Annotated in this window: 21 protein-coding genes; 9 read left to right on the forward strand and 12 right to left on the reverse strand. The window is 67.5% G+C overall.

The annotated features are described in order from the left end of the window. Positions 1 to 51: 51 nt before the first annotated feature. Positions 52 to 2,592 (forward strand): TIGR02302 family protein, encoded by a 2,541-nt coding sequence (locus ACYX4S_RS18840; protein ID WP_476361307.1) that lies wholly within the window; start codon positions 52 to 54, stop codon positions 2,590 to 2,592. A 262-nt stretch (positions 2,593 to 2,854) separates the two neighbouring features. Here ACYX4S_RS18840 and ACYX4S_RS18845 read toward each other — a convergent pair whose 3' ends face one another. Genes ACYX4S_RS18845 through ACYX4S_RS18855 form a run of 3 tightly spaced genes read right to left on the reverse strand, consistent with a single transcriptional unit; the run spans position 2,855 to position 4,830 of the window. Continuing rightward, positions 2,855 to 3,259, reverse strand: a complete 405-nt coding sequence (locus ACYX4S_RS18845; RefSeq protein WP_293720782.1) for a response regulator — start codon at positions 3,257 to 3,259, stop codon at positions 2,855 to 2,857. A gap of 15 nt (positions 3,260 to 3,274) precedes the next feature. Then, complete coding sequence (hpt, locus tag ACYX4S_RS18850) at positions 3,275 to 3,829, reverse strand: hypoxanthine phosphoribosyltransferase (protein ID WP_476361308.1); 555 nt, start codon at positions 3,827 to 3,829, stop codon at positions 3,275 to 3,277. Further along, a complete protein-coding gene (locus ACYX4S_RS18855; RefSeq protein ID WP_476361309.1) occupies positions 3,826 to 4,830 on the reverse strand; it encodes an MJ0042-type zinc finger domain-containing protein in 1,005 nt (334 codons plus the stop codon). The genes hpt and ACYX4S_RS18855 overlap by 4 nt, the downstream gene beginning before the upstream one ends. 242 nt (positions 4,831 to 5,072) lie before the next feature. On the opposite strand from ACYX4S_RS18855, the gene ftsE reads away from it, so the two are divergent. Together ftsE and ACYX4S_RS18865 are read left to right on the forward strand one after the other, a co-directional pair. Continuing rightward, a complete protein-coding gene (ftsE, locus tag ACYX4S_RS18860) occupies positions 5,073 to 5,732 on the forward strand; it encodes a cell division ATP-binding protein FtsE (RefSeq protein ID WP_293720786.1) in 660 nt (219 codons plus the stop codon). Beyond that, on the forward strand, positions 5,725 to 6,765 hold the full coding sequence (locus ACYX4S_RS18865) for a cell division protein FtsX (protein WP_476361310.1): 1,041 nt from the start codon (positions 5,725 to 5,727) through the stop codon (positions 6,763 to 6,765). Before ftsE ends, ACYX4S_RS18865 begins: the two co-directional genes overlap by 8 nt. Positions 6,766 to 6,905: 140 nt before the next feature. On the opposite strand, the gene rplS is transcribed toward ACYX4S_RS18865, so the two are convergent. After that, the gene (gene rplS / locus ACYX4S_RS18870) at positions 6,906 to 7,379 is read right to left on the reverse strand and encodes a 50S ribosomal protein L19 (protein WP_476361311.1); all 474 of its coding nucleotides are present in this window, start codon (positions 7,377 to 7,379) and stop codon (positions 6,906 to 6,908) included. Between the two features lie 249 nt (positions 7,380 to 7,628). After that, complete coding sequence (gene trmD, locus ACYX4S_RS18875) at positions 7,629 to 8,342, reverse strand: tRNA (guanosine(37)-N1)-methyltransferase TrmD (protein ID WP_476361312.1); 714 nt, start codon at positions 8,340 to 8,342, stop codon at positions 7,629 to 7,631. A gap of 97 nt (positions 8,343 to 8,439) precedes the next feature. On the opposite strand from trmD, the gene ACYX4S_RS18880 reads away from it, so the two are divergent. Next, positions 8,440 to 8,913 (forward strand): VanZ family protein, encoded by a 474-nt coding sequence (locus tag ACYX4S_RS18880; protein ID WP_293720791.1) that lies wholly within the window; start codon positions 8,440 to 8,442, stop codon positions 8,911 to 8,913. Here the strand turns inward: ACYX4S_RS18880 and rimM are convergent. From rimM to ffh, 4 genes are all read right to left on the reverse strand, one after another. Continuing rightward, positions 8,874 to 9,452: a ribosome maturation factor RimM gene (rimM, locus tag ACYX4S_RS18885; protein ID WP_476361313.1), complete on the reverse strand. Its 579-nt coding sequence runs from the start codon at positions 9,450 to 9,452 to the stop codon at positions 8,874 to 8,876. The genes ACYX4S_RS18880 and rimM overlap by 40 nt on opposite strands. Positions 9,453 to 9,570: 118 nt before the next feature. Continuing rightward, entirely contained in the window at positions 9,571 to 9,972 is a 402-nt protein-coding gene (rpsP, locus tag ACYX4S_RS18890) for a 30S ribosomal protein S16 (protein ID WP_293720793.1), read from the reverse strand. Positions 9,973 to 10,003: 31 nt separating this feature from the next. After that, on the reverse strand, positions 10,004 to 10,321 hold the full coding sequence (locus ACYX4S_RS18895) for a chorismate mutase (RefSeq protein ID WP_293720794.1): 318 nt from the start codon (positions 10,319 to 10,321) through the stop codon (positions 10,004 to 10,006). Then, positions 10,318 to 11,868 carry a signal recognition particle protein gene (gene ffh / locus ACYX4S_RS18900; protein ID WP_293720795.1) on the reverse strand — a complete coding sequence of 517 codons (1,551 nt, stop codon included), beginning with the start codon at positions 11,866 to 11,868 and terminating at the stop codon, positions 10,318 to 10,320. The genes ACYX4S_RS18895 and ffh overlap by 4 nt, the downstream gene beginning before the upstream one ends. Before the next feature lie 542 nt (positions 11,869 to 12,410). On the opposite strand from ffh, the gene ACYX4S_RS18905 reads away from it, so the two are divergent. After that, complete coding sequence (locus ACYX4S_RS18905; RefSeq protein ID WP_476361314.1) at positions 12,411 to 13,862, forward strand: TrkH family potassium uptake protein; 1,452 nt, start codon at positions 12,411 to 12,413, stop codon at positions 13,860 to 13,862. A gap of 44 nt (positions 13,863 to 13,906) precedes the next feature. Here ACYX4S_RS18905 and ACYX4S_RS18910 read toward each other — a convergent pair whose 3' ends face one another. After that, positions 13,907 to 14,596 (reverse strand): YggS family pyridoxal phosphate-dependent enzyme, encoded by a 690-nt coding sequence (locus ACYX4S_RS18910; protein WP_476361315.1) that lies wholly within the window; start codon positions 14,594 to 14,596, stop codon positions 13,907 to 13,909. Positions 14,597 to 14,828: 232 nt separating this feature from the next. Between ACYX4S_RS18910 and leuS the strand changes: the two genes are divergently transcribed. From leuS to holA, 3 genes are read left to right on the forward strand one after another with little or no spacing between them, the layout of a single operon-like run. Continuing rightward, on the forward strand, positions 14,829 to 17,438 hold the full coding sequence (leuS, locus tag ACYX4S_RS18915) for a leucine--tRNA ligase (protein WP_476362891.1): 2,610 nt from the start codon (positions 14,829 to 14,831) through the stop codon (positions 17,436 to 17,438). Next, the gene (lptE, locus tag ACYX4S_RS18920; RefSeq protein ID WP_476361316.1) at positions 17,425 to 17,994 is read left to right on the forward strand and encodes an LPS assembly lipoprotein LptE; all 570 of its coding nucleotides are present in this window, start codon (positions 17,425 to 17,427) and stop codon (positions 17,992 to 17,994) included. The genes leuS and lptE overlap by 14 nt, the downstream gene beginning before the upstream one ends. A gap of 7 nt (positions 17,995 to 18,001) precedes the next feature. Next, a complete protein-coding gene (gene holA, locus ACYX4S_RS18925; RefSeq protein ID WP_476361317.1) occupies positions 18,002 to 19,051 on the forward strand; it encodes a DNA polymerase III subunit delta in 1,050 nt (349 codons plus the stop codon). Between the two features lie 3 nt (positions 19,052 to 19,054). On the opposite strand, the gene ACYX4S_RS18930 is transcribed toward holA, so the two are convergent. Beyond that, positions 19,055 to 19,633, reverse strand: coding sequence for an RNA methyltransferase (locus tag ACYX4S_RS18930; protein WP_293720802.1), 579 nt, complete (start codon positions 19,631 to 19,633; stop codon positions 19,055 to 19,057). A 190-nt stretch (positions 19,634 to 19,823) separates the two neighbouring features. Here ACYX4S_RS18930 and ACYX4S_RS18935 point away from each other — a divergent pair, with 190 nt between their 5' ends. Next, a complete protein-coding gene (locus ACYX4S_RS18935; protein ID WP_476361318.1) occupies positions 19,824 to 20,798 on the forward strand; it encodes an NADPH:quinone oxidoreductase family protein in 975 nt (324 codons plus the stop codon). A 42-nt stretch (positions 20,799 to 20,840) separates the two neighbouring features. Here the strand turns inward: ACYX4S_RS18935 and ACYX4S_RS18940 are convergent, their stop codons facing one another. Further along, positions 20,841 to 21,656 (reverse strand): exodeoxyribonuclease III, encoded by an 816-nt coding sequence (locus tag ACYX4S_RS18940; RefSeq protein ID WP_476361319.1) that lies wholly within the window; start codon positions 21,654 to 21,656, stop codon positions 20,841 to 20,843. Between the last annotated feature and the right edge of the window lie 85 nt (positions 21,657 to 21,741).

Genomic DNA, 21,741 nt, shown 5'->3' on the forward strand with positions numbered 1-21,741 from the left:
CTGGAGGGGGCTGACGTCAGGCCGGCGGATCGGGCCGCGGAGGCAAACAAGGTGAACGAGGCGAACGGCACCCGCACGACACAGGCGGGCGCGTCGGCGGCGGACAGCCGCATCGGTCGCGCCGTCCTTCTTGCGCGCGCGGCCCTGCTTTGGGAACGCGTCTGGCCCGTGGTTCAGGGCCCCCTGATCGTGGCCGGGCTCTATGTGGGCCTGTCCTGGGTCGGCTTGTGGACGCTGCTGCCCGGCTGGATTTCGGTTCCCGCAAGCCTGGTCTTCCTTGTTTCCGCGCTCTGGCTCGCCCGCCCGCTCCTGTCCCTGCGACTGCCGGGACGCGGAGAGGCGCTGGCGCGCATCGAACGCGCGTCGGGCCTGAAGCACCACCCTCTGACCGCCCTTGATGACCGGCTGTTTTCCGGCGCGCGGGCTCCGGGAACGGACGCGTTGTGGGAGGCGCATCTGGCGCGCGCGCGCGCCGCGCTGACCTCGGTGCGCTCCGGCGGTCCCGATCCGCGTGCCTGGCGCAAGGACCCCTGGGGGCTTCGCGCCGTCGCGGCGATGCTGCTGATCGTCGGGTTCTTCGTCGCCGACGGCGAACGGCTGAAGCGCCTGTCGCCGCTTGCCGCGCCCACGGGCGATGCGGCGGCGGACGCCCTTCGCATCGATGCCTGGATCACGCCGCCGGACTATACCGGCCGCCCGCCGGTGTTTCTGACCGGTGCAACGGCGGCCCTGCGAGATCGCAGCGAGGCGCTCAGCGTTCCGCAGGGGAGCGAGCTTACCGTGCGCGCCCTTGGCCTGCCCGAGGCGTCCGTGCGGGTGTCCGGCGAGGCGGGCTCCGCTCCGGTGGACGCGGCGACCGGCGAGCGCGCCGGAGCGGTGCGCTTCAGCAGCCTGCTCGAGACGAGCGGGGAGGTCGAGATCCGCGACGGCGAGCGTCTCGTCGACGCCTGGCGGATCCAGGTCGAGCCCGACGAGGCTCCGACGGTCCGCCTTCTGCAGGACCCGGAAGAGCAGCTCAGCGGCGCGGTCAAGCTCACCTACCTGATGGAAGACGACTACGGCATCGTGTCCGGCGAGGGGCGGATCACGCCGGCGAGGATCGTCGCGCTCGACGGTGACAAGCCGCGCCGTCCCCTTCTGGAGGATCCGGTGTTTCCCCTGTCGCTCCCCGCCGGTGGCGGGCGGCAGGGCAAGGGCGAGACGATCCGCGATCTCACCAGCCATCCTTATGCGGGCTCGGAGGTCGATCTCGTGCTGAGCGCCGACGACCATGCCGGCCAGACGGGAGAATCCCCGGCGCATCGCTTTGTCCTGCCCCAGCGCCGCTTCGCCAATCCGCTGGCGCGCGCGATCGTGGAGCAGCGGCGCGATCTCGCGCTTGACGCCAACACCCGCGTGCGCGTGCTCGACGCCTTCGATGCGCTGATGCTCGCCCCGGAAGCGTTTCAGGAGAAGGCGCGCACCTATCTCGGCATGCGTTTCGTGCGGGGCGAGCTTTCGCGGGCTTCCGACGACGACGCCCTGCGCGAGGTCGTGGACCTGATGTGGGAGCTTGCGCTGACCATCGAGGACGGCGATCTCTCGGTGGCCGAGCGGGCCTTGCGCAACGCGCAGGAGGCGCTGCGAAAGGCGCTCGAGGACGGGGCGCCGGAAGAGGAAATCGCACGTCTGACCGACGAGTTGCGCAAGGCGCTGCAGGACTACATGCAGGCGCTGGCGCAGCAGATGCGCGAGCAGTCGCCGCAGGCGATGCAGCAGATGGACCCCAACGCACAGACGCTGAGCCCGCAGGATCTGGAAAAGATGCTGTCGCGGATCGAGGAACTGGCGCGCTCGGGGGCCAATGATGCCGCGCGCGAGCTTCTGGCCGAGATGCAGCGGATGCTCGAGAACCTGCAGGCGGGCCGCCCGCAGCAGATGCCGCAGGGCATGACGCAGGAGATGATGGAGGCGCTGAACCAGCTCGGCGAAATGATCCAGCGCCAGCAGGAGCTCATGGACCGTACCGACCGTCTGGACCGGCGCTCCGAACAGGACGGCGAGCGGCGGCAGGGGGGCGAGCAGCGCCGGGAGCAGCAGAACGGCGGCGGACAGATGTCGCCGGAAGAGCTGGCCGAGGCCTTGCGCCAGCTCCAGCAGGGGCAGGGCCAGCTTGGCGACCAGTTGCAGCAGCTTCTCGACCAGATGGCGCGCGACGGCATGGAGGGGAACGAGAACCTCGGCCGCGCCGGCGAGGAAATGGGCGAGGCGCGCGACAGTCTGGGCGAGGGCGAGACCGGACAGGCGGTCGGCCGGCAGGGCAATGCGCTCGACGCGCTGCGCCAGGGCGCCCAGGGGCTTGCCGAACAGATGATGGGTCAGAACCAGGGGCCGGGCATGGCCGGCCGCCGGGGCGGGCCGCGCGATCAGGATCCGCTCGGCCGGCCGCGGCGGACGGAAGGGCCCGACTTCGGCGAGCGTGTCCAAGTGCCGGACGAGATCGATGTGCAGCGGGCCCGGCGTATTCTGGAGGAACTGCGCCGCCGCTTCTCGGAACCGGGCCGACCGTCGATCGAGCTCGACTATCTCGAGCGGCTGCTGCGGCGGTATTGAACCGACACGCGCGCAATGGTCTGCTCCGGCGCGAGCCGAAAAACGCTCTGGCGTGAGCCGAAAACCGGGACCGGTGAAGATCAGGGAAAGAGAGGGGGCTGTCGGTCGTCAGCGGTGACGGTGGCGCTTGGGGTCTCGCCTCTTGGAGGCTCGCCTGTGCGCGGTTCGCCCACATGCGGGCGTGCGGGACAGGCGCCACGCATGACAGGCGGAGCGGCCCTCGGGCCGGTCCGGTCAAAATCGGGTTGGCAGGTCCGTCGCGTCAGGCGTAACGACGCAGAACCGTGGGCTCCTCGCGCAGGATCCCGTTGAGCGCGTCATGCACCGCACGCCGGATCTCGGCCAGCGAGAAGGGCTTGGTGACCACATCGTGGATCAGGGCGTCGAGCCCGTTCGCGCGTTCCCGCTGGTCGGCGAAGCCCGTCATCAGCAGGATCGGAACCTGCGGAAAGTCACGTGCGGCAATCAGCGCGAAGGCGATGCCATCCATGATCGGCATCTTGATGTCCGACAGGATCAGGTCGAAACGCCCGTTCTCGCGCGCCAAGGTTTCCGAGGCCGCGGCCCCGTCCTCCTGGGCGGTCACGGTATGTCCGTCCAGTTCAAGCGCGCGCTTCACGAAGCTGCGTACCGCCTCGTCGTCCTCGGCAAGAAGAATGTGAGCCATGTCCCTCTCCGCTTCTCAAGCGTCCGCGTCGGCGGCCGTTTCCTGGACGACGTGACCGATGAAGGGCAACTGGCGCCACTTGTGCCCCATGTCCATCCCGTAGCCGACCACAAACCTGTCCGGACACTCGAATCCCACATAATCCGCAGAAATGGCGGATTTGCGGCGCGACGGCTTGTCCAGTAGCGCCGCGACACGAACAGATCTTGCGCCCCGTTGGGTGAGTCGGTCTCGCGCAAAGGTTAACGTGCGTCCACTTTCCAGGATGTCATCCACGAGAATCACATCTCTCCCGGCGACGTCGCTTTCCACGTCGCGCAACACCCGGATTTCCCTTGACTCCGTGCCCGCGCCGTAACTGGACAAATGGATAAACTCCATCTCCAGTTCAAGACCGGCGCGATGCAGGGCGCGAACCAGGTCCGCGGCGAACATGAAGCTGCCCTTCAGGACCGCGACGACGAGCAGGCGCTCGGGCCTGTCGGCGGCGATGTCGCGCGCCATCTCCGCCACGCGATCGGCGATGGACGCCTCGTCGAAAAGAGGCAGGATTTCGGGATCGGACGTCATTTCATGCTCGCCTGCTTGTCGCGCGCCCGCTCGACGAAGCGCACATGGATGTCGGCGGCCAGATCCGGCGGGGATGCAAGGCGCGTGCGGATACGTGTGGTGCCGGCGGTTTCCAGGCGGCGGGCCCGGGGCTCGACGATCCAGGCGTAGATTTCCTGGGCGTCCTCGCTGCGCAGCGCGAAACGGACGGCAGGCACATAGGCCGGCTCGCCGCTGACATTGCGGATGGTTCCCTCGATCACCAGAACGATGGACCCGTCCTCGAGCTCCCGGAAGGTCCGCAGGTCCTTGAATTCGAGACCGCGCAGGTTCACCTCGAACCCGGCCAGGGCGTAGAGGCCGGCGAGGTCCGGGACGCGCGCGACGATTGGCGTGCGAAACAGGAATGCGAAACCGAAAAGCGCCAGAGCAAAGACGAAGAGGCCCGCGCCGACGACGCGCCGTGGCCGCACCTGGCGGACGCGATGGGCGGTCGCTCGCGCGACGCGCTTGTAGACCGGCTCCTCCGACTTCTCCTTCACCTGGATCTTCGGGCGGCGGGCCAGCGTCTCGATGTCGACGGGCTGGGTGCCTTCGTCCTCGTCTTCCGCCTCTTCGCCGCTTCCCTCCTGCAGGCTTGCGAAAGGATCGTCGGCGGACATGAGGTCGGTGGAGGCGTCGAAGTCGAAGGTGGTGTCGTCGGTCGTCTTGTCGTCGTCGGAGATGTCGGTGGCGTCGGGCAGGGACTCAGACCAGTCCATGTCGTCCGGTCCGGTCGCGGCAAAAGCGTCCTTAGACACGTCGTCCATCGCGGTCGCGTCGGCCATCTCCGGCACGCGCGCGTCCTCGGCCGCACTGTCCGCCTGGTTGGGAAGCTCGGTCTCGATGGAGGTTGTGTCAGTCTCTGCGTGGGCCTGCCAGCGGGCGCCGCAGCGGGCGCATTTCACACTCCGCCCCTCGGATCCGATGAGCGAATCCTTGACCTGATAGGACGTCGAGCATTCCGGGCAGGTGATCTTCATTGTGGAAAGGGCCTCATCATATCCACAAAGCGGAACGGGGATGGCTCCTGCCAGGAACCCCAGGATCGGCTACAGTCTGCACCGGAAGCGTAAACACGCGGCAAACGGCGGCGGACACCCGACACGCGAGAGCGCGCGCGGTTCCGCGGACACCGTCCCGCCATCACGCCCTGATAACGTTAATGAAGCGTTAAGCGCGGGTCCGATAGGCTCCCGCAAGGTTCCGTCATCAAGAGGTCTCCGTGATCCGATTCGAAAATGTTGGGCTGCGCTACGGCATGGGGCCGGAGGTCCTGCGCGACCTGACCTTCGAAATCCGGCCGCAATCGTTCCAGTTCCTGACCGGCCCCTCGGGCGCCGGCAAGACGAGCCTGATGCGGCTCCTGTTCCTGTCCCTGCGCCCGACGCGCGGTCTGATCTCGGCGTTCGGGAAGGACACGTCGTCGCTGCAGAAGGGCCAGATCCCTGCGCTGCGCCGGCGCATCGGCATCGTCTTCCAGGACTTCCGCCTGCTCGATCATCTGACCACCTACGAGAATGTCGCCCTGCCGCTCAGGGTGCTCGGTCAGGAAGAGAGCCAGTATCGCGGCGACGTGGTCGAACTGCTCAAGTGGGTGGGGCTCGGCGAGCGCATGCATGTGCTGCCCCCGGTCCTGTCGGGCGGCGAGAAGCAGCGCGCGGCGATCGCGCGCGCGCTCATCACCCGCCCGGAGATACTGCTTGCCGACGAGCCGACCGGCAACGTGGACCCGCCGCTGGCGCGCCGTCTGCTGCGTCTGTTCATCGAACTCAACCGGCTCGGCACCTCGGTGGTCATCGCGACCCACGACCTGGGCCTGATGGAGCAGGTTTCCGCGCGGCGCCTGGAACTCGCGGACGGACGGCTGCAGATCCATGACTGAGAAGATCACACCAGAGCGGCGCGAACCGCAGGCCCCCCGTCCCGGGCGGCGCGGCAGGCTTCCGGGCCGGGTGAAGGCGGTGGCCGATGGCGCGCGCAAGCGCAAGGCCCGGGCAAGGGGCAACTCCGAGGGGTTGCGCCCCTCGGCGCAGATCGTGCCGCCGCAGGCGGTCGCCGGTCGCGCGCTGCTGCTCGTCGTCGCCATCATGAGCTTTCTGGCCTGCCTGACCGTGGGCGCGGTGACCGTCGTCAACGATGCCGCCGAATCCTGGTCGAACGACCTGCTGCGCGAGGTCACGATCCAGATCCGCCCGGCGGACGGGGTCGACATGCTGCGCGAGATCGACAAGGCGATCGCGGCGGCCCGCGCGCAGGCCGGCGTCGGTGCCGTGCACGCGCTGTCGGACGAACAGACCCGCGATCTCCTCCAGCCCTGGCTCGGGTCGGGGCTGGATCTCGAGACCCTGCCGATTCCGCGCCTGATCCAGGTCCAGATCACCGACAGTCGTGCCTTCAGCCTGCAGGCGCTGCGGGAGGCGGTGGCCGCCGACGTGCGCGGCGCCAGCGTCGACGATCACGCGCGCTGGACCGACCGGCTCGCGGCCATGGCCCGCGCCTTCGTCGGCGGCGGCATCGCCATCCTGATCCTGGTGCTGGCCTCGATGGTGCTGTCGGTGGTCTTTGCCACCCGTGCGGCGATGGCCGGCAACCGGGATGTGGTCGAGGTGCTTCACTTCGTCGGCGCGGAAGACAATTTCATCGCCCGCGAGTTCCAGCGCCACTTCCTGCTGCTCGGTCTCAAGGGCGGGCTCGCTGGCGGCCTGACCGCCTGCGTGCTCTTCATCGTGATCGGATTGCTGTCGGACAGCCCGGTCGGCGCGGCGGGGATTACCGAGGCGGTCGGTCTCTTCGGGGATGTGACGGTGGGCGTCGCCGGATACCTGGGCGTGCTGGCGATCATCTTCCTGGTGACGGTGCTGACGGCGGCCACGTCGCGCGTGGCGGTGCGCGCCCATCTCGGCCGGCTCGACTGACAGGCGTCCCGCAGGGGCGGCAAAACGGAAAAACTTTCGCGCAATAATGCAAAAAACCTCCGGCAGATCCTGCCGGAGGTTTTGTCGTTTTCGTTACCCTGTAACGCTTGCATCCGCCCGTGGCGGCGCCGGGCGCCGGATTACTCCGAAGCGGCCTCGGCGGCAGCCGCCTTCGCCGCGGCGGCCTCGGCCTCCTTGGCGGCCTTGGCGGCGGCGAGATCGGCCTTGATCTCGTCGTTCAGGCGACGGGCGCGGGTGTTGGTCGCCTCGACGATACGGGCCGACTTGCCGCGACGGCCGCGCAGGTAATAGAGCTTCGCGCGGCGAACCTTGCCGCGACGCACGACCTCGACGCCCTCGATCATCGGGGAGAACACCGGGAACACACGCTCCACGCCCTCGCCGTAGGAGATCTTGCGGACCGTGAAGTTCTCGTTGATGCCGCCGCCCGAACGCGAGATGCAGACGCCCTCATAGGCCTGCGTACGGGTGCGGTTGCCCTCCGTCACGCGCACGTTGACGCGGATCGTGTCGCCCGGGGAAAAGGTGGGAAGCTTGCGGGCCGCCTCGACCTTCGCCATTTCCTCGGCGTTGAGCTGCTCGATGATGTTCATGGCACTGCCTTCTGTCTTATGAGCCGGTCAGAGCGCCCGCTGACGATCGAGCCGCAGGGGCGGGTTCACCGCGTTTTGGCCAATCCGGCCGGAGGCCGGTGGTGAAAGGGAATTCAGGTTCCGCAGCGGGACGCGCATAGCCAAGACGGCTCGCGGCCCCATTTCGGCACCCGAGTGGTGCGCTCCATACCGCAATGCGCGGCGCTTGTCATGTGGTTTCTGGCGATTTTCGGCCAGAACGTGCCGTTCCTAGCGCCGAGGCCGGTCGTCGCGCTCCTCGTGACGCTCCCAAAGGTCGGGGCGCCGTTCGCGGGTCAGCTCCTCGGCCTTGCGTCTGCGCCACGCATCGATGCGGGCGTGATCGCCCGAGGTGAGGATTTCCGGAATGCCGAGCCCCTCGAACTCGCGCGGGCGGGTGTAGTGGGGATGCTCGAGAAGCCCCGTCTCGAAGCTCTCCGTCTCTCCGCTTTCCGCATTGCCCATGACGCCGGGGAGAAGCCGCACCACCGCGTCCAGGAGCACCATCGCGCCGAGCTCGCCGCCGGAGAGGATATAGTCGCCGATGGAAACCTCCTCCAGACCGCGGGCGTCGATGACGCGCTGGTCGACGCCCTCGAAACGGCCGCAGACGACGAGCGCGCCCGGCCCGGCGGCCAGCTCGCGGACGCGAGCCTGGTCGAGCGGTCGTCCGCGCGGGCTCATCAGCAGCCTCGGGCGCGGGTCGCCTTCGGGCGCGGCCGCGTCGATCGCTCTTGCGAGAATGTCGGCGCGCAGAACCATGCCGGCGCCGCCGCCGGCGGGCGTGTCATCGACCGAACGATGCCGGTCGGTGGCGTGATTGCGGATCTGGCGGGCGTCGAGCGACCAGTCGCCGCGCTCCAGCGCGCGCCCCGACAATGACAGCCCCAGGGGGCCGGGAAACATTTCAGGGTAGAGGGTCAGGACGGTCGCGTCGAAGGCCATGGCGGTCTCCAGGGATCACCGGATGCGGAGTTTCAGGACAACGAATGGTTAAGACGGCGGGCGCTAGGGTGCGGCGGTCTCGTCAGTGGAGCCTGCCATGCCGTCCCTTGCAACGCTCATCGGTCTCGTTCGCCGTGCCGTCGAGCGGCACTATATGGATCTGTCGGTCTCGCGGGTGCTGCCGCTCGTCGTCCTGCTTGCCTATGGCACGCTGGCCGGACTGGTGTTCAACACCGGCATCAGCCATCCCTGGGACAAGGTGCAGCATCTTGTTTTCTTCGGGCTCCTGACGCTCGCCATTCACGCCTTCTTCTGCTGCCGGCTGAGGATCTCGGCCGGCGCGGCCATGGCGATGGGCATGCTTGGCGAGGTCGTTCAGGGCTTCATGCCGAACCATGAGGCATCCCTGCTCGATATCGTCGCCAATTCGGTGGGCGTCTCCATCGTCGTGGTGGCCATTCTGCTGGTCCGGTCCGAAACCCGCGCCGCGCTCGCCGACGCGCCGTGCGAGGCGCAGCCGGACACCACGCTTCAGGCGCGCTCGGACCCCTCGGCGCCACCCTCCGCCTGATCGCCGGCGGCCTCGGCCTCGCCCTCCTTCGGGCTTTCCGTTTCCTCCGGCAGGATCACGACCACCCGGCCGTTTTCCAGATCGATCTCGGGAACGCATTCGCGCGTGAAGGCGACATAGAACGTCGGGCCTGCCCCGGGCCTGATCTCGACCAGCGTTCCGGCGCCGAAATCGGGCAGGGCGACGATCTCGCCGAGGCGCTCGCCCGAGGGAGCGGCCGCCTCGAGGCCGAGGAGGTCGGTGTGGTAGAACTCGTCTTCGTCATCGAGCTCGGGCAGGGCCTCGCGCTCGACATAGAGGTCGAGCCCGTTGAGGGCCTCGGCCGCGTTGCGGTCGTCGACGCCCTTGAAGCGGGTCACGACCACGGACTTCTGCACGCGCGCCGAAATAACCTCGAAGCGGCGCTTGCCGTCCAGGGTCTCGAGGGGGCCGTAGTCCGTGAAGGAAAGGGGATCGTCGCCGTAAGGCTTGACGCGAACCTCGCCGCGCACGCCGTGCGGCGCGCCGATGCGAGCGATCAGGATGCGGTCGCTGGACACCGGTCCGTCCTGTTCTTTGATGGGCCGCGCAGGCAGCCCCGGAAAAAAGAGCCGACCATTTTCGGCAGGGAAGCCCCGCCGCCGGATCGCTCAGGCGGCGGGGTTCCGAAAATCGACCTTACTCGGCCGCGGCCTCTTCGGCCTCGCCACCGGCGGCGGCTTCGGCAGCCGCTGCTGCAGCCTCTTCCTCGGCCTGCTTGCGCGCAGCCTCGCGCTCCTTGGCCTTCTGGCCCGGCTCGGCCTTCTTCGGGTTGTTGCGTGCATCGCGCTTCAACACGCCGGCGGCGTCGAGGAAGCGAAGGACGCGATCGGACGGCTTGGCGCCATGGCTCATCCAGTGCTGGATGCGCTCGAGGTCGAGCTGGACGCGGTTCTCGTCGTCCTTCGGCAGCATCGGGTTGTAGAGGCCGACCTTCTCAATGAAGCGGCCGTCGCGCGGAGAGCGGACGTCGGCGATGACGATACGGTAGAACGGACGCTTCTTGGCGCCGCCACGGGCGAGACGAATCTTGAGGGCCATCTGGGTACTCCTGTCGGTAGAATGACGTCGCTCAGCGACGCAGGGCTTCATGGTGGCGGATCACTTCCTTGACGATGAAGGTCAGGAACTTCTCCGCGAAGTCGGGATCGAGGTTGGCGTCCCTGGCGAGCGCGCGCAGCCGTTCGATCTGCCGTTCCTCGCGCGCCGGATCGGCGGGCGGAAGCTGGTGTCGGGCCTTCAGCAGGCCCACTTTCTGGGTGCACTTGAAACGCTCGGCCAGCATGTGCACGAGCGCCGCGTCAATGTTGTCGATCGAGTTACGCAGGCGCTGAAGCTCGGCGATCGCATCGGTGTCCTGGTCGAGAAGGTTCTCGGCGCCGTCGCTCATTTCTTCTTCCCCCGTCCAAGGCCCGGAAGACCGCCCATGCCCGGCAGCTTGGGCCCGGGGCCGCCGGGAAAGCCGGAACCGAGCCCGCCGGGCAGGCCCGGCATGCCGCCGGGAAGCTGACCGGAACGCGCCATCTTCTCGAGTTCCTTGGGGTCGAGCTGGGGCATGCCGCCGCCCGGCATTCCGGCACCGGGCGCACCCGCTCCCGGCATTCCCATGCCGCCCATCATCTTGCCCAGAAGCCCCTTGCCCTTGCCTACCTGCTTCATCATGTCGGCCATCTGGCGGTGCATCTTGAGAAGCTTGTTGACGTCGGACACGTCAACGCCGGAACCGGCGGCAATGCGCTTCTTGCGGCTGGCCTTGAGGAGCTCGGGCTTGCGGCGCTCCTGCGGCGTCATGGACTGGATGATCGCCACCTGACGCTTGATGACCTTGTCGTCGAGATTGGCCGAGCTCATCTGCTTCTTGAGCTTTCCGACACCCGGCATCATGCCCATGATGCCGGACATGCCGCCGAGCTTTTCCATCTGCCTGAGCTGGTCGGCGAGGTCCTGGAGGTCGAAGATGCCCTTCTGCATCTTCTCCGCCATGCGGGCCGTTTCGGCCTGATCGATCTCGCGGGCGGCCTTTTCCACCAGCGAGACGATGTCGCCCATGCCCAGAATGCGGTCGGCGATCCGGCCGGGATGGAATTCCTCCATCGCGTCGGACTTCTCGCCCGTGCCCACGAGCTTGACGGGCTTGCCGGTTACCGCGCGCATGGAGAGCGCGGCGCCGCCACGGCCGTCGCCGTCCATTCGCGTCAGCACGATGCCGGTGATGCCCACGCGCTCGTCGAAGGAGGTCGCGAGGTTGACCGCGTCCTGGCCCGTGAGGCTGTCGGCGACGAGCAGGATCTCATGCGGGCTGGTCGCCGCGCGGATCTCGGCCATCTCGACCATGAGCGGCTCGTCGATATGCGTGCGGCCGGCGGTGTCGAGCAGAACCACGTCGTAGCCGCCGAGGCGCGCGGCCGTCATGGCGCGGTTGGCGATCTGCACCGGATCCTGGCCGGCGACGATCGGCAGCGTGTCGATGCCGTTCTGCTCGCCCAGAACCTTGAGCTGCTCCTGGGCGGCGGGGCGGCGGGTGTCGAGCGAGGCCATCAGGACCTTGCGCCGGTCGTTCTTCGTCAGGCGCAGCGCGATCTTGGCGGTGGAGGTCGTCTTGCCCGAGCCCTGAAGGCCGACCATCATGATGGCGAAGGGGGCCGGCGCGTTGAGGTCGATCGGCTCCGCCTCGGAGCCGAGCATCTCGACGAGCTGGTCGTGGACGATCTTGACGACCTGCTGGCCCGGCGTGACCGACTTGAGCACTTCCTGGCCGACCGCGCGCGAGCGCACCTTGTCGGTGAAGGACTTGACGATCGGCAGCGCGACGTCTGCCTCGATCAGCGCGCGGCGCACCTCGCGCATGGCCTCGGAAACGTCGGCCTCCGACAGCGCGCCACGGCGCGTCAGCTTGTCGAGAATGCCGCTGAGGCGATCTGACAGACTTTCGAACATGTCGCGTGTCCCTGACCCTTGTCGCGTGTCGTGCAGCGCCGGCTGGCGCCCGGTTTCCGGTTCCGAAAGGTGGCTTGCGTCCGTGACCGCCGGCCCCTCGACCCCCGGCCGGCGCGAACGGGATCTTTCCGTTGCGGTCGGCTCAAAGCATCGCGGCACCCGAGGGCGCATCGCGCTGTCGGGTGTTGACCTCCGGGATCTCTTTAGACCTTTTCGGGTCCCGGTCGGCGGTTTCGATTGTCGTCACTCTTTCGAAGTTGGCACGGAAATGATCCAATCGGCTCCGGAAGTCAAGGAAAACCGGCATCCGGGCGGGGCGGGAAGGGCGCGCGGGGACCGGTGGCGGGCACGGGATGCGTCCCTGAACGCCAGGCGGAACGCGGCGGCTCACTGCATTCCGCTTGAAATCGGCGGCAAAACGGAGAAGATGCGCGCACCCGACGGCGGGCCGGCATGGCTCGCACAGTGTCGCGGGAACCGGCAGGATCCGCTGCGTCCCCAAGGGAAAGATCCGGCCCAAGCGAAAGACCCGGGAAGTCATCATGGACCTGAGAGCCGTCGCGCTGCCCATCGGGCGCCTGATGATCCTCATTGCCCTGTTCATGCTCATCCCGGCGGGTGCGGACCTCATGTCCGACAATCCGGACTGGATCGTGTTCAGTGCCTCGGCGCTCGTCGTCGGCTGCATCGGGGGGGTGGCGACGGCGGCCTTCCTGAGCGCCAAGGTGCGTTTCAACACCCGCGAGACGCTGATCTTCGTGAATGCGGCCTGGATCACCTTCGGCCTGGCGGGCGCGCTGCCGCTGTGGCTGAGCGGCCTGAACATCACCTTCGTGGACGCGTTCTTCGAGGCGACCTCGGGCCTGACGACGACCGGGGCAACCGTGCTGAGCGGGCTCGACACCATGCCGCCGGGGATCCTGCTGTGGCGCTCGCTGCTCCAGTGGATCGGCGGAATCGGCATCGTCGTCCTGGGCGTCTGGCTGCTGCCCGGTCTCAGGGTCGGTGGCTCCCAGCTGTTCTCGATCGAGTCCTCGGAAACCAGTTCCAAGCCCTACGGGCGTTTCGAGCCGTTCATGATCCGCCTGCTCAGCCTCTATGGGATGCTCACGGTCACCAGCACGCTGCTCTACTACCTGGCCGGAATGACCTTCTTCCAGGCGGTGAACCACTCCATGACGACGGTGTCGACCGGCGGGTTCTCGACCTCCGACAGCTCCATGGGCCAGTTCGACAGCCTGACGATCTACTGGATCTCAAGCGTCTTCATGATCCTGTCGGGGCTGCCATTCCTGTTTCTCATCAAGCTTGTCGAGGGGCGCGATCTCCATGACCTGCGCGACCTGCGGCAGGTGGTGTTCTTCCTCGGACTGGTCGGCGGGTTCAGCATCGGGGCCTTCGTGGCCCTGCACCTGCATGACACGAGTACGCCGTTTCGCCAGCTCACGCTGTCCGTGTTTCACGTGGTCTCGATCATCACGACCACGGGCTATGCGGCGGGCGACTATCTGAAGTGGGGCAATCTGGCGATCGCCCTGTTCTTCCTGCTGACGTTTCTCGGCGGATGCAGCGGTTCGACCTCCGGCGGTTTCAAGGCGTTCCGCGTGTTGCTGCTTCTCAATTTCATCCGTTCGCTGCTCAAGGGAATGCTCAGGCCGCACCGGGTCGTCGAGGCCCGCTACGACGGGCGTCCGGTGAGCCCGACCATCGTCGAGGGCGTGCTCATCTTCGGCCTGCTCTACGCCGGGACCTTCGCCATCTTCGCGCTGGTCTACGCGGGCTTCGGGCTGGATCTCGAGACGTCGCTGAGCGCCTCGATCACCGCACTCGCCAACGTGGGGCCGGGGGTGGGCGAGATCATCGGCCCGTCCGGCACGTTCCAGTCGCTGCCGGAAGCGGTGAAGGTCCTGCTCTCGGTGCAGATGATCCTGGGGCGGCTGGAGATCCTGTCCGGCATCATCCTGCTGACGCCGGACTTCTGGGCGGAGCGCTGAGGCGCGCCGCGACGGCCCTTCCGGTCAAGGCCTGCGGCGGGCGGTCAGGGTCTGGGGCGGGTTCCGAAGATCGCCGATCCGACCCGCACATGGGTCGCCCCCATGGCGATGGCGCTTTCGAAGTCCGACGACATGCCCATGGAGAGGCCCGACAGGCCGTTGCGCGCCGCGATCCTGGCCAGCAGCGCGAAATGGGGCGCGGGGACCTCGTCCACCGGCGGGATGCACATCAGTCCCGCGATGTCGAGGCCGAGTTCCTCGCGGCAGAGCGCGATGAACGCGTCCGCCTCCTGCGGGGCGATGCCAGCCTTCTGGGGCTCCTCGCCGGTGTTCACCTGGATGAAGAAACGCAGGTTGCGCCCCTGGGCCTCGCATTCCGCCTTCAGTGCGCGTGCGATCTTCTCGCGGTCGATCGAATGGATGACGTCGAAGAGTGCGACCGCCTCCTTCGCCTTGTTCGATTGCAGCGGCCCGATCAGGTGCAGTTCGACGCCTGAAAACTCCTCCCGCAGCCCCGGCCACTTGCCCTGGGCCTCCTGCACGCGGTTTTCGCCGAACACGCGCTGGCCCGCTTCAAGCACCGGGCGGATCGCATCCGCGTCGAAGGTCTTGGACACGGCGACCAGCGTCACCTCACCGCTCGCGCGCCCTGCCGCCCGCTCCGCCCTGGCGATGGTGTCCCGGATCCCGGCGAGGTTGGCGGCGGCAGTGTCTTCATGGGCGCGGTCGGTCATGCGGGGCACCTTGGTCGGTTGGGAGAAGCGGCGATACGAAACACCGTCCATCCGATAGCGCCGGATGCGGGCGCGGGGCAAGAGGGCGAGGTGGTCCGGTGAGGGCTTGAGCGCGCGGGCGCGGGGTTCCCCATCGTGGCGGAGGCGCTAGCAGGTTGACCGCGACGCGGATTTCTGGTGACTGTCCGACCACGACAATCCCGCAATGATCACGAGAAAAGCACCCACAATCATGGCGACGGAGCGCTACAACGCCCGCGAGGCGGAAAGCCGCTGGCAAAAGGTCTGGGACGAGGCAGGAGTTTTCGCGACGGCGAACGACGATCCGCGCCCGAAATATTACGTGCTCGAGATGTTCCCCTATCCGTCGGGACGCATCCACATGGGCCACGTCCGCAACTACGCCATGGGCGATGTCGTTGCGCGCTACAAGCGGGCACGGGGCTTCAACGTCCTGCATCCGATGGGCTGGGACGCCTTCGGAATGCCGGCCGAGAATGCGGCGATGCAGAACAAGGTTCATCCGCGCGACTGGACCTACGAGAACATCGCCACCATGCGCGGGCAGCTCAAGATCATGGGCCTGTCGCTCGACTGGGCGCGCGAGTTCGCGACCTGCGACGTCGAATATTACACCCAGCAGCAGCGCCTGTTCCTCGACATGCTCGAGGCCGGCCTCGCCTACCGCAAGAACTCCAAGGTCAACTGGGATCCGGTCGACATGACCGTGCTCGCCAACGAGCAGGTGATCGACGGCCGGGGCTGGCGTTCCGGCGCCGTGGTGGAGCAGCGCGAGCTGACCCAGTGGTTCTTCAAGATCTCCGAGTGGTCGGACGAGCTTCTGTCCGCGCTCGACACGCTTGATCGCTGGCCGGAGAAGGTCCGGCTGATGCAGAAGAACTGGATCGGCCGGTCCGAGGGACTGCGCGTGCGCTTCGCCTTCAAGGAGGCGGCGCCGACCGGCGACACGCATCTTGAGATCTTCACCACCCGCCCGGACACGCTGTTCGGTGCCTCCTTCATGGGGCTGTCGCCGGATCACCCGATCTCGGAGCGCCTTGCGGAGAGCGATCCCAAGATCGCAGCCTTCATCGAGGAGTGTCGTCGCATCGGCACCTCGGCCGAGGCGATCGAAACGGCGGAAAAGGCCGGTGTCGAGACCGGGCTGCGCGTGACGCATCCGCTCGATCCGTCCATCGAGCTGCCCGTCTATATCGCCAACTTCATCCTGATGGACTACGGCACTGGCGCCATCTTCGGCTGTCCCGGTCATGACCAGCGCGATCTGGATTTCGCGCGCAAATACGGCCTGCCGGTGCGGCCCGTCGTGCTGCCGGCCGATGCCGACCCGGAAAGCTTCGCCATCGCGGACGAGGCCTATACGGGCGAGGGGGCGATCTTCAATTCCGGCTTCCTCGACGGCATGTCCATCGCGGATGCCAAGGATGCGGTCGCAAGCCGCCTCGAGGCACAGCAGGTCGACGGCCAGCCGCAGGGCGCGCGTCAGGTCAACTACCGCCTGCGCGACTGGGGCATCTCGCGCCAGCGCTACTGGGGCTGTCCGATCCCGGTCATTCATTGCGATGCCTGCGGCGTGGTGCCGGTTCCCGTTGCCGACCTGCCGGTGAAGCTGCCCGACGACATCGACTTCGAGAAGCCGGGCAATCCGCTCGACCGGCATCCGACGTGGCGTCACGTCGCCTGTCCGAACTGCGGGGGCGAGGCCCGGCGCGAGACGGATACCATGGACACCTTCGTGGATTCGTCCTGGTATTTCGCGCGCTTCACCGACCCGAGGGCGTCGACGCCGACCACCAAGGCGGTGGCGGACGACTGGCTGCCGGTGGACCAGTACATCGGCGGCATCGAGCATGCGATCCTGCACCTGCTCTACTCGCGCTTCTTCGCGCGCGCCATGTGCGAGACGGGGCATCTGGGCGTGAAGGAGCCCTTCAAGGGGCTGTTCACCCAGGGCATGGTGACCCACGAGACCTACCGCGCGCCGGCGGGGGGATGGGTTTCGCCGGCCGAGATCCGGATCGAAAGCGAGGGCGAGGCCCGCAAGGCGTATCTTGCCAGCGACGGCACCGAGGTGACGATCGGCTCGGTGGAGAAGATGTCCAAGTCGAAGCGCAACACGGTCGACCCGACGGACATCATCGAGACCTATGGCGCCGATACTGCGCGCTGGTTCATGCTCTCCGACAGCCCGCCCGAGCGTGACGTGCAGTGGACCGAGGATGGCGTGCAGGGCGCCTGGCGGTTCATGCAGCGCGTCTGGCGCGTGGTCTCGGAAATCTCCGAGGGCGTTGCCGAGACGGCACGCCCGGACAGCTTCGGCGAGGACGCGCTGGCGCTGCGCCGCGTCACGCACAAGACCTGCGCGGCGATTTCCGCCGATATCGAGGGGCTGGCGTTCAACAGGGCCGTCGCGCGTCTCTACGAACTGGTCAACGCGCTCTCCAAGGCCCACCAGTCGGGTGCCGAAGGGGACGACATGCGCTTTGCCGTGCGCGAGTGCGCCTCCTATCTGGTGACCATGATGGCGCCGATGGCGCCGCATCTCGCCGAGGAGTGCTGGCGCACTCTCGGCAAGGACGGGCTGCTGGCGACGGCGGCCTGGCCCGAGGTCGATCCGGACCTGCTCGTCGAGGCGAGCATCACGCTGCCGGTCCAGATCAACGGCAAGAAGCGCGCGGACCTGACGATTGCACGCGAGGCTTCCAAAGAGGAGGTCGAAGCGGCTACGCTCGCCCTGGAGGCCGTGCAGCGCGCCCTCGAGGGCAAGCCCGTGCGCAAGATCATCGTCGTGCCGCAGAGGATCGTGAATGTCGTCGTCTGACCTTGCCTTCCCTCGCTCGGGGCGCTTCGTCGCCCTGGCGGCGGTTCTTGCCGGCGCCCTGGCGCTCGGCGGCTGTCAGGTCCGTCCCCTTTACGGGACGCTCTCGACACCGGCCGGCTCTCCCGCGCTCACGCAGGAGCTGTCGGCCATCGACATCGACACGGTCCAGACCGCCTCGGACGAGGACCTCGACCGGATCGGGCAGGTGCTGCGCAACGAGCTGATCTTCGGCTTTACCGGAGGTCGCACGGCCGCCGCGCCGCGTTACCGGCTCAAGATGCTGATCGACCGGCCGCTCAATGAAGTGGGTGTCGAGCGTCTCGCCGACGTTCCCTCCGCCTACACGGTGACGGTGAACGCCTCCTACGTGCTCAGCGACATCGCCACCGGGCAGACGCTGACCACGGGCAAGGTCTTCGGCGTCGCCTCGTTCGACTTCTCGAGCCAGCGCTTTGCCAACGTGCGTGCCCAGCGGGACGCGGAGGATCGCGCGGCGAAGATGGTCGCGCGGGACCTGCAGACGCGGCTCGCCGGCTTCTTCGCGTCGCGGAGCTGAGCCGGTCATGGTGGCGCTGAAGGCCGGCGAGGTCGAGCGCTTCGTCGCCGCGCCGCCGGCAGACGTGCCGCTGGTTCTCGTGTTCGGCCCCGATGTGGGTCTCGTGAGTGAGCGTGCGGCAACGCTTGCCGCCGTTGCCTCGGGTGGCGTCGACGACCCGTTTTCCCTCGTCAAGCTCGATGGCGGCGATGTCGCCTCCGACCCGGCGCGTCTCATCGACGAGGTGATGACGGTGCCGCTGTTCGGCGGACGGAGGGTGGTCTGGGTGCGTGACGGTGCCGGGCGGAACCTGTCGCCGGCCGTCGAGCCGTTGCTGGGGCAGATCGACCCCGCCACTGCCTTCGTCGTGATCGAGGCGGGCGACCTGAAGAAGGGGACCGGCCTTCGCAAGAAGATCGAGGGAGACCGCCAGGCGGTCGCCATCGCCTGCTATGCGGATGCGGAACGCGATCTCGACCGGATGATCGACCAGGAGGTCACCGGCGCAGGCCTGTCGATCTCGCGCGAGGCCCGCCAGGCGCTGCTCGGGTTGTTGGGCGCGGACCGGCTCGCGAGCCGGGGCGAGGTACGCAAGCTTTGTCTTTATGCCCATGGCCGGGAGCGTATCGAGACGGCGGACGTGGAGGCCATCATCGGCGAGGCGTCCGCCTTCGCGGTGGACGAACTGATCGACGCGACGGCGCTCGGACGCATCGACACGCTCGATCACGGGCTGGAGCGGCTCGAGGCGACGGGGCAGCGGCCGGACGTGATCGCGGGTGCCGCGTTGCGCCACTTCCAGTTTCTCGCGCGGGCGCGCGCGGTCGTGGACCGGGGTGTCTCGCCCTCGCAGGTGGTGGACGGCGCGAGGCCGCCGATCTTCTACAAGCGCAAGGACCTGGTCACGCGGCAGCTCGGCCTGTGGTCGAGCCCCGATCTGGCGCGGGCCGGTGAGCGGCTTGCAAGGGTCGTGGCAGATGCGCGCCAGTCGCCGGCCCTGTCCACGGCACTGGTCAGCGACGTTTTCCTGACCCTGGCGCGCGTGGCCCGCGCGCGGGGGCGTTCGGCGCGGCGCTGACGTTCAGGCCTTTGGCCCGGCGGCCTTGGCCTTGTCGGGATCGCTCACGGTCTTCTTTCCATGGCGCAGGATCGGGCCGCCATGCAGATGCTTGGGACGCGTGGTGCGGGGCCCGACGCTGGAGATGGCGCGTTCCGCATACTGGCCGTGCACCCGGTGCCGGTCGTAGAGGACGATGGCTCCGGCGATCGCGATGTTCAGGCAGAACTTGGTCGGGATCTTGATGATGTGCGCGCAGCGCGCCTGCATCTCTGGAGACAGGGAGCCGCGCTCGGGCCCGAGCACATAGGCCGCCTGCAGCGGGTGCATGAAGCTCGGCAGGTCCACGGCGTCATCCGTCAGTTCCACGCCGACGAGTTGGCAGCCATGGGGAAGATCCATGGAGTCGATATCGGGCCAGTGGAAGAGCGGCAGATGGCCGGAGCTCTTGGATGTATCGGACGGCGGCGCCTTGCGGATGCGGCTGTGCGCATCGATCGTGAAGAAGAAGTTCGCGCCGAAGGCGTGCGCCGAGCGCATCAGGTTGCCGAGGTTCATCGGCTTGGATATGCCTTCCGCGCCCACGGCGAAATAACCGCGCATGTGTCCTGCCTTGTTTCGTGACGGATCGTGAAAGGGCGCGAACGGGCGCCTGCGGCGGGGATAGCGGTCCGTGGCGCCTGTGGCAAGTCACGCAACGTATAGTTACTTTTAACCATATCTCTGGTGTGCTACCGAATTCGTGCAAGGGTTGGGACGCCGGCCGGTCCGGCCGGCAACTTGGGGGGACGACGTGAAGGCGGTTCTTTGTGAACGTCTTGGCGGACCGGAAACGCTCGTTATCGCCGAAATTGCTCGGCCGGAGCCCGGTCCCGGAGAGGTGCTGGTGAGCGTTGCCGCCGCCGCCCTCAATTTCTTCGACACGCTCATCATCGAAGGCAGGTACCAGTTCCGTCCGGAGCTGCCGTTCTCGCCGGGCGCCGAGTTTGCGGGCACCGTCATTGCCGTTGGCGAGGGCGTGGAGCTGTTCGAACCCGGAGACCGGGTGATGGGCTACGTGCGCTGGGGCGCGGTGCGCGAGGCGGTGATCGCCTCGGAAGACGACCTCGTTCCGGTGCCGGACGCGGTGCCGCTTGAAGCCGCCGCCGGTCTTTCTGTCACCTATGGCACCACACTTCACGCCTATCGCGACCGTGCGGGGCTTGCGGAAGGTGAGACCGTGGCTGTGCTCGGTGCGTCCGGCGGTGTCGGCCTCGCGGCGGTGGAGATCGCCAAGGCCATGGGCGCGCGGGTGATCGCCTGCGCCTCGAGCGCGGAAAAGCTGGCGCTCGCGCGTGAGCATGGCGCCGACGAACTGGTGAACTACGACGAGGAAGACCTGAAGCTCAGGCTCAAGGAACTGACCCATGGCGCCGGCGTCGACGTGGTCTACGACCCGGTCGGCGGCCGCTACACGGAGCAGGCGCTTCGGGCGACCGGCTGGCGCGGGCGCTATCTCGTTGTCGGTTTCGCCGCTGGCGACATCCCGAAACTGCCGCTCAATCTCGTCATGCTGAAGGGCTGCGACGTGCTGGGCGTGTTCTGGGGCGATGCCATCGTGCGTGAGCCGGACGAGCATCGCGACAGCATGGCCCAGCTCCTCGACTGGGTCGCGTCCGGCACAATCGTGCCGCATGTGGACGGGATCTATCCTCTGGAGGAGACGCCCTTGGCGCTCAGGCGCCTTGCCGAGCGCAAGGCCCGCGGCAAGGTGATCATCCGCCCCTGATCGCGTGGGGGCGGATGATCCGGCCTTGAGCGCCCTTTCGCCTCACGCCTCCAGGCGCACGATCACCGGTGCGTGGTCCGAGGGCTTCTCCCAGCCGCGCGCGTCGCGAAGCACGTCCATGCGCGTGACCGCGCCCGCGAGATCGGGTGTGGCCCAGACGTGGTCGAGGCGGCGGCCCTTGTCCGCGGCCGACCAGTCCTTCGCGCGGTAGCTCCACCAGGTGTAGAGCTTTTCCTCCGAAGGCACGAAGCGGCGCATGACGTCCTCCAGCCCGGCTCCGCCGCGCACGGCTTCCAGCTTTTCGCACTCGATGGGCGTGTGGCTGACCACCTTGAGCAGCTTCTTGTGCGACCACACGTCGTGCTCATACGGCGCGACATTGAGATCGCCGACGACGATCCGCGCGCCGTTTTCGTCTCCCAGGCGGGATTCCATCTCGTCCAGGAAGGCAAGCTTGTGGGCGAACTTGTCGTTGATCTCCGGATCCGGCTCGTCACCGCCGGCGGGAACATAGAAGTTGTGCAGGGCGAAGCGGGAGCCGGCGAACTCGATGCCCGTCACGACGTGCCGGCTGTCGCCCTTGGCGCAATAGTCGACGCGATCCTCGTCGAGGAAGGGGCGGCGGGAGATGGTCGCGACGCCGTGGTAGCCCTTCTGGCCGTTCAGCGCGATGTGCGAGTAGCCCAGCTTGGTCAGTGCGGAGAGCGGAAAGTTGCCATTCGGGCACTTGGTTTCCTGCAGGCAGATAACGTCGGGCGCGTGTTCGAGGATCAGCTTCTCGACGATCGGCAGGCGGAGCCGAACCGAGTTGATGTTCCAGGTGGCGATCGTCAGGCGATCCTTGGGACTGTCGGTCATGGGCCTCTCGCAGCGTGACTGAAATGGTGCCGATCACATGCCAGCAAAGCGCCGTTCGATGCAAGGTGGCGGGGCACGAGGTCCA

This window comes from Stappia sp. ABD4_338, from assembly GCF_056312175.1.

Bases quoted from the DNA above. Each gene is read 5' to 3' on its own strand.
- ACYX4S_RS18845 (WP_293720782.1), bottom strand. From the start codon at position 3,259: ATGGCTCACATTCTTCTTGCCGAGGACGACGAGGCGGTACGCAGCTTC.
- hpt (WP_476361308.1), bottom strand. From the start codon at position 3,829: ATGACGTCCGATCCCGAAATCCTGCCTCTTTTCGACGAGGCGTCCATC.
- ACYX4S_RS18855 (WP_476361309.1), bottom strand. From the start codon at position 4,830: ATGAAGATCACCTGCCCGGAATGCTCGACGTCCTATCAGGTCAAGGAT.
- ACYX4S_RS18865 (WP_476361310.1), top strand. From the start codon at position 5,725: ATGACTGAGAAGATCACACCAGAGCGGCGCGAACCGCAGGCCCCCCGT.
- rplS (WP_476361311.1), bottom strand. From the start codon at position 7,379: ATGAACATCATCGAGCAGCTCAACGCCGAGGAAATGGCGAAGGTCGAG.
- trmD (WP_476361312.1), bottom strand. From the start codon at position 8,342: ATGGCCTTCGACGCGACCGTCCTGACCCTCTACCCTGAAATGTTTCCC.
- ACYX4S_RS18880 (WP_293720791.1), top strand. From the start codon at position 8,440: ATGCCGTCCCTTGCAACGCTCATCGGTCTCGTTCGCCGTGCCGTCGAG.
- rpsP (WP_293720793.1), bottom strand. From the start codon at position 9,972: ATGGCCCTCAAGATTCGTCTCGCCCGTGGCGGCGCCAAGAAGCGTCCG.
- ACYX4S_RS18895 (WP_293720794.1), bottom strand. From the start codon at position 10,321: ATGAGCGACGGCGCCGAGAACCTTCTCGACCAGGACACCGATGCGATC.
- ffh (WP_293720795.1), bottom strand. From the start codon at position 11,868: ATGTTCGAAAGTCTGTCAGATCGCCTCAGCGGCATTCTCGACAAGCTG.
- ACYX4S_RS18905 (WP_476361314.1), top strand. From the start codon at position 12,411: ATGGACCTGAGAGCCGTCGCGCTGCCCATCGGGCGCCTGATGATCCTC.
- ACYX4S_RS18910 (WP_476361315.1), bottom strand. From the start codon at position 14,596: ATGACCGACCGCGCCCATGAAGACACTGCCGCCGCCAACCTCGCCGGG.
- leuS (WP_476362891.1), top strand. From the start codon at position 14,829: ATGGCGACGGAGCGCTACAACGCCCGCGAGGCGGAAAGCCGCTGGCAA.
- lptE (WP_476361316.1), top strand. From the start codon at position 17,425: ATGTCGTCGTCTGACCTTGCCTTCCCTCGCTCGGGGCGCTTCGTCGCC.
- holA (WP_476361317.1), top strand. From the start codon at position 18,002: ATGGTGGCGCTGAAGGCCGGCGAGGTCGAGCGCTTCGTCGCCGCGCCG.
- ACYX4S_RS18930 (WP_293720802.1), bottom strand. From the start codon at position 19,633: ATGCGCGGTTATTTCGCCGTGGGCGCGGAAGGCATATCCAAGCCGATG.
- ACYX4S_RS18940 (WP_476361319.1), bottom strand. From the start codon at position 21,656: ATGACCGACAGTCCCAAGGATCGCCTGACGATCGCCACCTGGAACATC.